The 14191-nt window shown below is 38.7% G+C and carries 11 protein-coding genes, 2 pseudogenes and 1 riboswitch; of the genes and pseudogenes, 4 read left to right on the top strand and 9 right to left on the bottom strand.

Translation table 11 applies throughout. The features are described from left to right. The 4 genes and pseudogenes from LJE12_RS18080 to mobQ form a co-directional block, all read left to right on the top strand. A pseudogene (locus LJE12_RS18080) lies at positions 1–464 on the top strand (replication initiator protein A); the annotation flags it as partial. Then, positions 461–1318 (top strand): ATP-binding protein, encoded by an 858-nt coding sequence (locus tag LJE12_RS18075; protein ID WP_227292322.1) that lies wholly within the window; start codon positions 461–463, stop codon positions 1316–1318. The pseudogene LJE12_RS18080 and the gene LJE12_RS18075, both read left to right, overlap by 4 nt. A 169-nt stretch (positions 1319–1487) precedes the next feature. Continuing rightward, positions 1488–1709, top strand: coding sequence for a DUF3847 domain-containing protein (locus tag LJE12_RS18070; RefSeq protein ID WP_227080756.1), 222 nt, complete (start codon positions 1488–1490; stop codon positions 1707–1709). A gap of 137 nt (positions 1710–1846) precedes the next feature. Beyond that, on the top strand, positions 1847–3556 hold the full coding sequence (gene mobQ / locus LJE12_RS18065) for a MobQ family relaxase (RefSeq protein ID WP_227292321.1): 1710 nt from the start codon (positions 1847–1849) through the stop codon (positions 3554–3556). A gap of 149 nt (positions 3557–3705) precedes the next feature. On the opposite strand, the gene LJE12_RS18060 is transcribed toward mobQ, so the two are convergent. The 9 genes and pseudogenes from LJE12_RS18060 to LJE12_RS18015 form a co-directional block, all read right to left on the bottom strand. Further along, positions 3706–4122, bottom strand: a complete 417-nt coding sequence (locus LJE12_RS18060; RefSeq protein WP_156734032.1) for a YjdF family protein — start codon at positions 4120–4122, stop codon at positions 3706–3708. A 273-nt stretch (positions 4123–4395) separates the two neighbouring features. After that, complete coding sequence (locus LJE12_RS18055; RefSeq protein WP_156734030.1) at positions 4396–5250, bottom strand: hypothetical protein; 855 nt, start codon at positions 5248–5250, stop codon at positions 4396–4398. Between the two features lie 383 nt (positions 5251–5633). Then, entirely contained in the window at positions 5634–6005 is a 372-nt protein-coding gene (locus LJE12_RS18050) for a TnpV protein (RefSeq protein ID WP_156734028.1), read from the bottom strand. A gap of 31 nt (positions 6006–6036) precedes the next feature. Next, on the bottom strand, positions 6037–8712 hold the full coding sequence (locus tag LJE12_RS18040; protein ID WP_331466210.1) for a transporter substrate-binding domain-containing protein: 2676 nt from the start codon (positions 8710–8712) through the stop codon (positions 6037–6039). Positions 8713–8887: 175 nt separating this feature from the next. Beyond that, a riboswitch (cyclic di-GMP riboswitch) is annotated at positions 8888–8963 on the bottom strand. Positions 8964–9201: 238 nt separating this feature from the next. Next, the gene (locus tag LJE12_RS18035; protein WP_055057976.1) at positions 9202–10104 is read right to left on the bottom strand and encodes an ABC transporter permease; all 903 of its coding nucleotides are present in this window, start codon (positions 10102–10104) and stop codon (positions 9202–9204) included. Beyond that, entirely contained in the window at positions 10104–11015 is a 912-nt protein-coding gene (locus tag LJE12_RS18030; RefSeq protein ID WP_055057975.1) for an ABC transporter ATP-binding protein, read from the bottom strand. Before LJE12_RS18030 ends, LJE12_RS18035 begins: the two co-directional genes overlap by 1 nt. A 324-nt stretch (positions 11016–11339) precedes the next feature. Further along, positions 11340–11510: a helix-turn-helix domain-containing protein gene (locus LJE12_RS18025; protein WP_008371604.1), complete on the bottom strand. Its 171-nt coding sequence runs from the start codon at positions 11508–11510 to the stop codon at positions 11340–11342. 226 nt (positions 11511–11736) lie between these two features. Further along, positions 11737–11898, bottom strand: a pseudogene (locus LJE12_RS20825) (HK97 gp10 family phage protein); the annotation flags it as partial. A 164-nt stretch (positions 11899–12062) separates the two neighbouring features. After that, on the bottom strand, positions 12063–13985 hold the full coding sequence (locus tag LJE12_RS18015) for an ATP-binding protein (protein ID WP_081026448.1): 1923 nt from the start codon (positions 13983–13985) through the stop codon (positions 12063–12065). Between the last annotated feature and the right edge of the window lie 206 nt (positions 13986–14191).

Here is a 14191-nt window from a genome sequence, read left to right as displayed (position 1 = left end):
AAAAACAAGAGCTTATCTTCCGAAAACGGCAGGGACCCGGACACCCTAATCGGATTTATGTAAAAATCCCGAAAGAAACCATCAGCTATACAGACAGATTTCTTTCCCTAAGACAGACAGAAAACTTTCCTATTGACAGACAGGATTCTTTCCCTGATACAGACAGAAAACTGTCTGGTAATAAGAAAGAGAGAAATAAAAAGAATCTAACAATAAGAGGGAGCAAAGAGTCACGCTCACCCTATGGAAAATTTCAGAATGTTTTTCTGTCAGAGAAGGAGCTGGAAGATATCCGGCAGACAATACCTGACTGGCAGGATTATATGGAACGCTTATCCGGTTATATGGCTTCTACCGGAAAGCAATACCAAAACCATGCAGCTACCATCATCAACTGGGCAAGACAGGATCATCCCACTTCCCGGCAACGAAATTATGAAAGTGAGGAATACGAGACATTATGACAAAATTTACAGAAAAACCAACATCCATAACACCAAGCAGAGAACTTCAGTCTGATGAATATTTTAACGAAACAAACCACCTGATTTACTGTTCCAAATGCAAGACGCCAAGGCAGTGCAGACATGAATTACAAGGAAAGGTTCTTATTCCTTCCATCCGCTGTAAGTGCCAGCAGGAGATCTTTGAACAGGAGGAAGCCCAGAGAAAACTTCATGAAAAGCAAATGGAAATAGAGCATCTCAAAACCAGCGGCTTACAGGACAAATCACTTTATGACTACACCTTTGCCAAAGATAACGGCAGCAATCCGGAAATGAAACTTGCACACAATTATGTAAGTAACTGGGAAGAGATGAAAGCAAACGCTTCCGGACTTCTCATCTGGGGCGATGTCGGTACTGGAAAATCTTTCTTTGCAGGCTGCATTGCCAATGCCCTTCTGGAAAAAGGCGTCCCGGTACTGATGACCAACTTTTCCCGGATTCTGAATACCCTTACCGGAATGCATTTTGAAGACAGAAACCAGTTCATCAACAGCTTAAACCGCTACAGTCTTCTGATTATTGACGACCTCGGAATTGAGCGAAACTCTGACTTTGCACTGGAACAGGTATTCAATGTGATTGACAGTCGTTACCGCAGTAAAAAACCCCTGATCATAACGACCAATCTCACTTTATCAGAGCTGAATAACGCCGCTGATATCGCACACAAACGAATTTATGACCGTATTTTGGAGAGATGTGTTCCCATCCGTATCAATAACCGGAATATCCGTCAGGACAATGCAACAGCTAATTTAAAAGAAGCGAAAAAAATCCTGTTGGATAACCACACTTCAAACCAGAGTTGAAACAAAACAGTAGCGCACAATAACTATTTTTCACTGACAGTAGTACTACTTTCTTTTCTTATTTATCACCGGAGACCTGCCACTGTCAGTTATCTAAAACTATAGTACCAAACCACAAGATTTTAAAACTAAAGTGCCCGGATACGGGCATAAAAAGGAGGTGCCAGATATGGCAAATAAAAGAATTATGACACCAGAAGAAAAAGTGCTTTTACAGGCAAAACACAGACTGGAAGAAATCGAAGCAAGAAACCGTAAAAAGGAACGTAATGCCAGAACACGCAGATTGATTCAAGAAGGGGCGATTCTTGAAAGCATTGCTCCACATATTAAAGAAATGGATTTAGATACCCTAAAACGGGAACTTATAATTCGGCTAAGAGGACTATAAACACACAAGTTCTACTCCCGAAGGGCGCACTTACTCACCACCTGATAAATCAGGCAGTGGTATCCCCTTCGGGGCTCGTGCGCTCTGCCGAGGGCTTTATCCGCTGTTGCAGGCAACATCGAAAGGAGGTGCCAGATATGGCAATTTATCATATGCAAGCCAAAGTCGTCAGCCGTGGTTCCGGTCGGTCTGCTGTTGCTGCTTCTGCTTATATGAGTTGTAGCCGGATGTACAATGATTATGATGGTATCCAGCATGACTATACCAGAAAGCATGGGCTAATCTATCAGGAAGTGATGCTTCCTCCAATTGCTCCATCCAAATGGATTGACCGGGAACAACTCTGGAACGCTGTGGAAGAAACCGAAAAGACCAAAGACAGCCGACTGGCAAGAGAATTTGTTGTCGCACTCCCTGTTGAGTTGGATAAAGACAGCAATATTTCTCTTCTTCAGGATTTTATTAAAAAGAATTTTGTAGATATGGGGATGTGTGCCGATTTTGCCATTCACGATACAGATGGTCACAATCCCCACGCACACATTCTTCTTACTGTCCGACCACTAAATGAAAATGGAACATGGCAGTATAAAACCGAAAAAGAATATCTCTGTATCAAAGATGGGGAAGAAAAAGGATTTACTGCTTCTGAATTTAAAACTGCTCAGAAACAGGGATGGGAAAAGCAATATCGCTATAAAATAGGAAAAAAGAAAGAATATCTGACTTCCTCTGTTGCACAGGAAAAAGGATATGAACGGATTGATAAACACCCCAAGAGTAGCCGATATGGCAGACAGAATCCTATTTCCGAACAATGGAACAGTGATGAACAACTCCATATCTGGAGAGCAAACTGGGCAGATGCCGTAAATAAAATGCTTGCACGTAATCAGATAAATGCCACCATTGATCACCGCAGCTTTGCAAATCAGGGAATCACCGAACAGCCAACCATCCATGAAGGCTACATTGCCCAAAATATGGAAAAGAAAGGCATGATAGCAGACCGCTGTGAAATCAACCGTCAGATTCGTGCGGATAACAAAATGCTCCGAGAATTAAAAGCAAAAGTAGCAAAACTGGCTGAAGCTGTAGAAAAGTCTATTCCAATAATTGCAGAAACATTGGAAGCAATCCGAAATCACATGATTTTTACACAATATCATCTGCTCCACAATGAGATGCAAAAAGAAGTGATCCATGACTGGATGAATCATTTTAATCCAATACTGAATAAATACAACACCGTTAAAAAGAAACTCAAAACTAAAGTTACAGAACGGAAAGAACTGAATGTGAAAAAAGAGAAAACCAGTATTTTGAATCCCATCCAGCATATAAAATTGAATCAGCAGCTTATCACTATTACCGAAGAAATCGAAGAACTGAAATCAAGGAAAGAGCAGCTAATCTTCCAGGCAGAATGCTCTACCGATAAAGATATGACGAATCTATCCAAGAAATACGACCAGATGAATAACAATCTTGATATCCTGGATTCTCAGGACATCTCGCTCAAAAAACAGCTTGAAAAAGATGCCGCCGCTTTCCGGGAAGAAAAATTTCGTCCTGAACCTGAACAGTATACAGAATTGCTGGACACCAGAATCCAGATACGTCCTGCTTTCCGGGATAAGCTGATCGAGCAGCTCAAAGGTACTTTTGGTAAGTATTATGACTATCACCGCCGTGATATTGCCGCCAATGAGGTGGATTATCTTAATGTGGAAGATCCTGATGTTTTCTCCCATCGTGCATGGGAACTTAAATATCAGCGAGAACAGGAAATGCGGCGAAATCAGCCTGCAAGAGCTAAGAAAAAGTCCTATGATATGGAATTGTAACCGTCTTTGAATAGAAGATAATATGTTTTTACAAATCTTTTGTTCAAAAATGAGTTCTTTAAAAAAAGCATATGGATTTAACTTCCATACACCCAAACTGTAGACAAAACCCTGCTTTTGCAAGGTTTTGTCTACAGCCTGAAGGGACCTTAATGTCCCTTATGCTTTTCTCTTTTCTTTCGTTGTTTCAGTTCAAACATTCGCTGTTCTTCCGCCTCTTTTTTCTTCCGGCTTTTCTCTTTGCGTTCCTGCTTGTTCTGTTCCTGCTGTAATTTCAACGCCTGTTGCGATTTTGTACCAATGCCTATTTCCAGCATCTGCTTTTTTGCTTCCCGCTGCATCCGTTTCGGATTTTTTTTGATATCCTTTACAACAGTTTCAACAACCGGACTAAATTTCAAACTGAAATAGCACTTTTGAATATATTCCTGTACTTCATAATCTTTTGGTTCTGCACCAAATGTTACCTTTGCCACAGATAGTTTACCATCTTCGATGCGTTCAAATATACCCACCCAAAACGGCTCTTCAAAAAATACTGTCAGCTTTCCATTTACTTTGTCCATAAGAATCCCTCCTAAAATTGATTGAACAAAGAATGGACAACCCGGAGGGGCAGGTTACTTACCCTATTTACATAGGACGGCCGGGCTACCTACCGGCTCTGGCACATCAAAGATGTACGTTGCGTTTTTATCTTTGCTTTTATAATCAAGCCATATGGCACAATTAACTTAATTCTGTAACTTCTAAGTTGCTTTTTATGCTAAATAGCGAAACCATCACATTTTGAGAAAAGATTTATACTCCACTTAAGGAGATATCATTTAACTCACCATTTAAAAATCAATATCGGTATGCTTATTTTGCAACTTGTAAAATGCTATTATTACGCTTGTATAATATTGCATCATCCAATCATACCATATTTCTTTGCTGTAATCGTCCTTTTGATCTGCACGATTATGGCGAATATTATAACCATTAACTATACCAAAAATCAACTTATCATGTTCATTTTTAGGAACTTCATACTCAGCATTTAAAGTATCTTTTACTTCTTCACGTTCACTTTCCAAAATATCGGCAAGAATATTAATAGCTTTCTTTTTCTGTTCCAAATTGGCATCAAAACGATAATACATTTCTGTAGCTGTTGCTAATTGCTCATATACTGAATCGGGTAAATCAGAACCGTCATATTCTAACTGTTCACGCAACGCACCGTTAGGTATTTGCATTATAAATCCATTTGTCGGTTCAAGATAATATCCCTCTTTATATGCACGTAAGATATTATTAATTTGTTCAGCAAATTCTTCCTTTTGTGCTTCATTTTCAAACTGATCTGTTTCATAGTTATAAACACCAATATGGTCGTATAAAATCTCAATCACTGAAAACAATGTCTGCTCATCATATTCTTCAAGATATTGCCAAATTGGCCAAACCTCTTTATCCTGTAAGCATGTTGCAAAATACACTTCCGGTGATGGCAACAAACTTGGTGGTAAAATCTGCTCCGAATCCTGCGTATAGGGAATTTGCCTCCACACTCCTCTTGTAGCCACTTCAAAATACTCTTTATCGCAAAAATATTTATATACCTGTCTGAAATACTGTAATAATTCATCAAAATCTATCTGTAGTTGCTTTGTAAGTAAACCATGTCTTTCTGCGTAATATTTTTTCATATTTTTCCGTTCTCCTTGTGTCAACTAAAAATTGCCTTGTTCATTTTTAATACTATTTTCCATTAATCTAATCAAATCATCAATGAATGCATTACAGATTTCCCCAAAGCCATAAGCCTTATATTCGCAGGCAAATTGATTTGCAATTACATTTCTTAATTCATCAACTTTCCTCGTTTCTGCCTGTTCAATCTAACAGTATTATTTTACCATATCACTTGTTTTTTTACTATCTTCAAAAGAGCAAAAAAAGCTGATCAAGAATCATAACCTTCCAATATTTTCTCGCTCTGCATCTGTTCCATGTAAATAGATTGCCTCCCGGCACATGAAAAAATTGTTTGTAGAAACGGTAAAAAGCTCCCGAAGGAGCTTTCCACGCTTTAAATATACACTAATTCTTTCAACACAATCTCTTCTGCTGCATTCCGGATATTATTTACCGCTCTGACCCATTCCATCTGATCACGAGCTTTCAATTCTTCCGTAATGCCCTGCTTCTCCATCATCTGACTCACCAGAATATCCATTCTCTCCTGTGCTTCATCGTCCACAGTATTCAGATGTTCTGTCAGTCTGTCTTCCAGCATATACAGTGAATACATTGCCGGACGATGCTCTTTCAGATATGTTTTCCGCATCATTCCATATTTCCCATAATGCGGTTCTTCATCTGTACTGACAAGATTCGGATAGTAAATTCCGTCTGCGCCAAGTGTGTAGGTTCCACCCATTTTTTCAAATGTGCTTTTCATGTGTTATTCCTCCTTGAAATCAGCGATGTCCTTAGATCATCGCAAAATATTTCAGGGCAGCCTTGATAGCTTCTTCCTTCTCTTTCGGGCATTGTGGAACTCTTGCATTTTCTGATTTTGGAAGATTATAGTTTTCTCCCACTTCAATTCCACATTTGCGTTTTACCTGAGAAATATATAAATTTGAAACCTTCAAGCCAAATTCTTTCAGCACATAATCTTTGATTTCCTGATAGGTTGCTTTCAACTCGGCACTGGTAGCATCCAGCTCGTCCAGGTCTAAGTCGATCTCTATCGTGTCATCTGGTTTTTGTTGGGACAAAAGAACAACCGTCTCAACTGTTATGGTTCCGCCCATCTTTTCTACAAGTTGTTTCACAATAGGCATTCCCAGACCTGTCCCATTATAATCAGAACGTGGGGAATTATCTGCCTGTACGAATGGAGTAAACAATTCATTTTTTATAAATTCTTCTGACATTCCAATTCCATTATCTTTTATTTTAAATTCACATGTCATGTGATCTTCTGATCTTTCAATCGTTCTCATACTCATGTAAATAAAACCATTCACCTTATTGTACTTCATGCTGTTTGTAAACAGATTCATCAATATTTTTTTCAGATGAACTGCATTGCTCCAAACATATATACCACTGTAATCATCATGTTCTCCTATAACATGAAGTCCTTTTTCTTCTGCCTGAAAAGATAGTGACTCCGTGATTTCCTGACATACCTGATCCAGATTGATGGATTCATCACTAAAAACCACGGTATCCGATTCTAACTTTGCCATATCCAAAACATCATTTACCAATGATAATAGCAGTTTCGAAGACTCATTTATTTTATTCAGACAATCTTTTGCCCGTTCACCATCATTTCCGCTTTTTTCAAGAATTGTAAGCATGCCCATAATGCCATTGATCGGTGTCCTGATGTCATGAGACATGTTATTTAAAAAGGAAGTCTTAGCCTTATTGGCACTCTGTGCTTCTACAAGTGCATTTTGTAATTCCTGCTGTTTTTCTTCAAGCTCCTGATTCAGCTTCAATGCCTGCTCAGCAGACTTCTTGGATTTTTCTTCCGCACGTTTTGATTTTTTCAAAGAATCAAGAATTATACACAGAACAACGAAAAAAGAAATTCCAGCGATAAGTGATACTGTCAGTAAATTGTCCTGAATAAAATCCTTCGCTGTAACTTTTCGTGAGGAAGCATTATACGAGACTACTGCACCTGAAAATTGAGTTATAGGCATAGATGTCAGTGTTTTATTCAGAATGGACAAAAGAACCGGTTCTCCCTGCTGAACAGCAAATGAAACATCAGCTTCTTTTGTCAGGAAAACACTATGAAGCTTATTATTTTTCAAATAGTCTGAAACAGTACCTGAATTGCTTACAATACAATCCGTCTCCCCTTTCTGCATTGCTTTTACTGCTGCATCTGATGTCTCATATTCCACAACCTCCCATTGCGGATAATTGTATGAAAGATATGCTTTCAATGCAAAATTATCTTTTTCAACGGCAACTATATTCTCTTTATTTTCATCAAAAGAATCCTTTGCCGTAATTGCTGCCATATTGAGAGTCAATAGCGTATCCGACAAAGCAAATCCATTTGTTTCTGCAAAGTATGGATTCTGGTTTGCATGAAAAATCAGGTCTATTTTTCCATCCTGCAATGCCTGAAGCAGTTCACTTCTTGTATCATATCCATTTAATTCAAATTCCAGAGTCTGACCTTGCAGACAATTTTCTGCAAGATCCACATAATCTGTGATAACACCTGTCAGTTTACCTGTTGATGGATCTACACTGCTGATACCTCCATCCTGATTCAGATACCCAATCCTGAGTGCACCATGCCGTCCAACCCACTCCCTTTCTTCTTTTGAAAGAAACGAGCTGCTCTGTGCAGAAAGATAACGCCTGTAGAGATCATCTGTGTAAAATGGGTTGTCATCCTTGATTCTGCGCATAGCACTATCCAGTGCTTCTTTGATATCCGGACGTTCTGGATTTATAGCGAAATAGATTTCTGTCTCTCCAATACTTGTAAGCGGTGAAATATCCGATTCTTCCCAACGGGATTCTTCTACCGAAACGAAGCAGTCAATTTCATGTTTCGACAGTTTGTCCATAATTTCTGTGGTTGTAGAAACATTGATATGCTTCGTATGCAGACCATATTTTGATTCCCATTCATTAAGCACATCCTCCACTATATTATCTTTAGACACACCAATATTTTTTCCCTCAAAAGAATCCAAATTTCCTGCTGTAAGATCCATATTGGATGCATCCGTATAGATGTAATATTTCTCTTCCCCCATAGACATATCGGAAAAAAGCATATTTTCAGCACGTTCGTCTGTATAGGAAATGCCACCAAGAATATCAATCTCTCCATTTTCCAACTGTGTAAAGCAGTTTTTCCAATCACTTGTTATGTATTTATATGTCCATCCTGCATAACCTGCAATATCTTGAAGATACTCATAACCATAGCCGCTTCTTTCTCCCTTTTCATTGACTACATTATAAGTTTCCTCAAAAGATCCTACCCGGATAACATTGTCAGAGTTTTCTTTGGCAGATGCAGGAACGGATAAAACAATAAAACATATAATTGTGCAAAATATAATGCAACAAAATTTGAAATTCATTATATTTTGTACTAATTTGCACTTCTTCATCTTTTCTCCCATCCTCTAGGCTACAGTTGCTTGCTTCCAGATTTTAATTTTACATTCATTAATTATCAATAACCTCCCCGCTATTTTTCACAATATTTTTCCAAACAGCTTCTGTATTACTTATTCAAGTGCTCTATCATAAAAAAGCACTGCCAAACAGACAGTGCACCTCATTTCATGCAACTGGCTGCCATTTTACAGGCCCTGTAGCTTTGCGTCCCAGACTTTCATCTGGTTTGCCGATTTCCATATTATAGCTTTAATACTTATGCAAAAAAACTCGTTTTATTATACTATAGCACTCTACTGTACACAAGAAAAACATTACCGTTTTAACGCCAAAAAATAAAAAAAGAACAGCCGATACATATACTCGAACTGTTCTTCTACTTCCGAAGACCACGCAGCATTGACATTACTGTTTCCTGCTCATTTGTACTCAGATCGTTCCATATCCCTAGAACTTTCACCCGCTAAAAACAATATTTCCTATCGTCTGCCTTCACCCGCTAACAACAATGTAACCACATAGTAAATAATTCCAAATACAGCTATACTTCCCATCATAATGCCAATCATCTGATTTATACTCACCACATTTCCATGAAATACCGGATTGCAATCAAGCGTGTCTCTTATCGCTTCAACCATTTCATCCGGATAATTTTTTCTCTCCATCTCTCTGAAAACTCCGTGAAGCATATGATTCTTAATCAATGAAGTGGCATATGTACTCGGAAGATAAGACAGTGCCTTCTGAAGACCTGGTCCAAAATTTGAAATCGGCATATAAGCACCACATATAAAACCATATCCTGCGCTGACAATTGTACCTACAGCCGAAAGCTGTCCCTGTGTTGTCAACGGAAAGCTAATGATACTTGAAAGCGTACTTCCAAATAGGACGAGCAATATCATATCAAATAAAACCCATAATATGTCTGCTGTATTCATATACCATCCCATTTTAAGTAAATATCCCAGGCATAATACAAACGCAAGTCCATTGACCATCAATGAATTAGCTACTGTTGACAGAAAATATCCCAAATAAATTTTTTCCTTGCTGACCGGTGCAACATTAAAATCCTTCCTTGTTCCATTTGCCTTGTCCTGCACCATAGTCAGATTCACACAAAATGTTACAGTGATACAGCTCACTGCCATAAGTGATGCTGTCAGTTGTGCTGCCACGGTTCCATTAATAAGCTTATCCGAAATTGTAATCATATCCGGAATTGCTGCTGTAAAAGAATCTTTGAAAACCTTTGCAAGAAATGTAGCATACAGAACAATCAGAATAACTGGTGTGATCATTGATGTAAACAACATACCTTTATCTTTAAAAAACAGTTTCCTGTTCCTGTCCATTAATGCCAATACTGTTCTCATCAGCGTTCACCTCCAAGCTTCTTTCCTGTGACTGCAAGAAATACATCATCCATACCGCCTTTTACTACTTCATAATCCGTAAATAGATCCTGATGCTCTACAATAAGCTCAGTAGCTTCTTTCGTATTTTTTACTTTTATCTGATATCCGTCACGTATTTTTTTATATTCTCTGTTCAATATCTTTATTTCATCCTCAGAAACACCATAAACAGACACTATATCCTGTACATAATCATTTTTAAGTTCAAACGGTGTACCTTCTGCTGCAACACTTCCTTTGTCAAGAATCACAACATAACCAGCATTGGTAGCCTCTTCCATATAATGTGTAGTCAAAAATACTGTCATATTTTCTGTTTTCTGAAGCTTCTCGATAACATTCCAGATTAACTGCCTTGTCTGCGGATCAAGCCCTGTAGTAGGCTCGTCAAGAATCAAAATCTCCGGTCTGTGCAATAATGCACGGGCAATATCAATTCTTCTTCTCTGACCTCCCGACAGCTTACCTACAGGTCTGTTTAAAAACTCGTCAAAATCCAGAATCTCGACCAGCTCCTGTAATCTCTTATCAAAGGCATTTCCTGTAATGCCGTATAGAGCAGCTCTGCTCTTTAGGTTTTCTTTCACCGTAAGCGGTTTATCAAGTACGCTATCCTGAAACACAACACCAAGCATTCTTTTTGTCTGTGCGCCGGCTTTGTCAGTTTCTATTCCGTTTACCTGAACCGTTCCGCTATCTTTTTTCTGCAATCCGCAGAGAATGGAAATGGTTGTACTTTTCCCTGCACCGTTTACTCCAAGAAACGCAAACAATTCTCCTTTTTTCACACGAAAGCTCAAATCATTTACCGCTTTTACTTCGCTAAAGCTTTTATTCAGATGACTGATTTTAATGATATCTGATTCCATATCTTCTCCTTTTGTTTCATCTTTCCTTAAATGACGCAGTATACGTTGGATTTACCTTTTTTAATAGAATCCATATGTTAAAAAGTAATATGAAGGCGAAAATTGTCCATATCCATGCCTGTGGCATTAAATAAAGGATTCCGTTTACATCTCCACCACCAAATGCTCCACTGAGTAAACACAAATATATTGGATCCAATATCAGCATAATTACTGTTATATAATAAAAATAGCCTTCACAAGCTTATTCTTTATTTCACAAATTTTATCCTTAAAATATACCAATGTTCTGGTCTTCCCATAAGCATTATAACCTCCAATACGTCATCTATTTTTCTTTCGAGGATCTGTTGGCTTTACCGCATCTTTTGGTATTAGCCAAGTCTTTCCCTTTTTCTCTGCTCCAGGCACTCTTCCCTGGCTACATAAAAGAGAAATTCTTCTAGATGAAATTCCCCATATTTTTGACATTTCGATCGTTGTTATATAATCCATAATTTTCCTCCAAACGATACAACAAGCCTATGATAAGTATATTCTTTTATCGGAATAGTTTCAACCAAAATTAAGTTTTCTTCTAGGTTGTTTGATTTGTTATTGTTTATCTTACACCCAAATCGGCGCCTCTCTCCGGCTTATCTTTTCCCTGCTTTTCCTGGATAATTCTCTTATTGATTTCCAAGCGTTCATGGATTGACGGTTGCTACTACTTCTTCATGACTCATCCAGACAGTCCCTCCTTAATCCTATCTTCCAGATCACGGATGCCTTTTTCTTCGGCAGCGGCGATTTGTGGCCTTGCGGCAACCCGACCACCGCCTCGCTTGGCATGACCGTGTTCCAGCAGATGGGCAATCTGATAGCGATTGGCAGAATGTACGGATGCGTGAAAGGATGAAAGACGCATCCGGCCAAGAAAAAAGAGCCTACGGAAAACTCCGTAGACCCTCATCGCTTTTCTGGCGATTATAATAATATCACATCAAAAAAGAAAAGTCAGTGCAAGACCAGTGCAAACTTTTCATCAGAATTAACTTCTTTGTTTTCCTAATCGTGTTTAATGTATTTAGTGATAGTATCGATTAATTCCTCCATATTAATCGGCTTGGAAATATGGTCATTCATGCCTGAATCCAGGGATTCCTGAATATCATCTATAAAAGCATTTGCAGACAAAGCTACAATTGGAATCGTAACTGCATCGGACCGCTCTATACCCAAGGCTCGGATGGCTTTTGCTGCTTGGTGTCCATCCATGTTTGGCATCATAATATCCATCAAAATAAAATCGTATGTGCCTCGTGGATGATTTTTAAACAAATTCACAACTTCTTTTCCGTCTGATGCGCGTGTTACGGTCATACCAGCATCTTCCAGCATTATCGTAGCAAGTTCAGCATTTAAATCATTATCCTCAGCCATAAGAACATGAATACCCGTCAAATCTCTATGTAGATGTTGTTTTTGTTCTGATTGAATAACCTGTTCTGGCAACTCCAGTGGGATCTCCACTGTGAATGTAGAACCTACACCTTTTTTGCTCTCAACAGCAATCGAACCGCCCATCATATCCACATATTTTTTTGTGATGGCCATACCAAGACCGGTTCCCTTATATTGGGTTCTGGCATTAGCATCATCTTCTTGTGAAAACGGATCGAATAATTTTTTCTGGAACTCTTCGCTCATACCAATACCGTTATCTCGAACAACATAACGAGTTATGATATGTTTCTCATCCGATCCTGGGTAACTGCTGATATCCAAAGTAATCTTTCCGCCGTCCTTTGTGAATTTCACAGCATTGCCCAGAAGATTCACCAAAACTTCTCGGATACGCACAACATCCGCAAGGACATATGGGTTCTTTGAGATTTCTCGATGTACTTCAAACTTAAGATCTCGATTATAAAGAAGTCCATTCATAATCGCCTGGACGTTATCTGTCAATTGAGTAATGTCCATTGGCTCGGGCGAAATAGTAACTTTTCCACTTTCAATGCGAGTAAAATCCAGAACGTCATTCAACAAAGAGAGAAGATGATTCGAACTTTTTTGAACTTTCTCCAAGCTATCATGAATATCTGAAACCGTGTTCTGGTGAAGCGCAATGTTTGTAAATCCAATAATGGCATTCATCGGCGTTCTGATGTCATGGCTAATACTAAGCAAAAACGCAGATTTTGCTTTGTTGGCAGCATCTGCTTCCTCAGCGGCGGTCATTAATAATTGTTTTTGTTTTTGCTCTTCTGCCTTGCTTTTCTGGTAAACATAATAGGTATATAGACAAATTAAAAGCAATACAGCTCCTGCGACTAAACCGCAGATGATGGAAATATGATTCGTCTTTTCAACCATTCCATAAGCTGATTGCATATCCATTTCAATGCAAAATGCGCCAATGATTTCTCCTGTCCCATCATAGTTTGCGCTTACAGGATAGCAAGCCGTAAAAATCGGGCCCCATGTTGTATCAATGATATCCTGAGAGTACACATTCTCCCCAGAAATAGCTCTATCAATATACGGAACCATTTCTTCCTCAATATAATCTCCAGGGCGTCTTACATCATCCGCATCCGGATCCAAACCGTCTACCACATAAACGAGTTTTCCTTCTTCATTTTTTTTAGCGGTGTAAATATATCGAGTAGAATTCAGTGTTCTGATTTCATTGAAATATGAAGAAATATCCTTATATAATTGCTTCTTTTCATCAGATTGATCTTTGATTTGATCAAAATCTTCTTTGCCGATTCTTCCATTCACAAGTTTGTGTACTGCATCTGCACTCGCTGTGTCACGTGTGATTTCTGTTTCAAGGGCGGTCTTAGTGTAAGAACTTTGCAGAATATATGTGTACGACGCTATTACAAAAATCATCAAAAGCCCCGCAATCACAAAGATACTGCCTGTATTCTTCAGCCTAAGGAGTTTTTTCAAATTAATTCCTTCTTTTGTTTTCTTCATGCTGCTCATTCACATCCTCTAAATCCTAATTTATCAATTTTATCATAGCACATTTTCATACAGTTTTTAATTCCAAAACTTCCAAGTGACATGCTCCCCCCACTTAAATCCCAGATTTTGAAGTGGGGGCTTCTTGCTCAATGACTCTACCGAGCCAAGTATCTACAAGCTATCCTCGCGTGCCCCGCGATTCTTTTTGCCCGGAC

It is taken from the genome of Blautia sp. DFI.6.71, from assembly GCF_020593585.1.
In the GTDB taxonomy this organism is placed as follows: domain Bacteria; phylum Bacillota; class Clostridia; order Lachnospirales; family Lachnospiraceae; genus Blautia_A; species Blautia_A wexlerae.
Note: the sequence above shows the minus strand (reverse complement) of the source record. Positions and strands in the feature narration are given on the sequence as shown.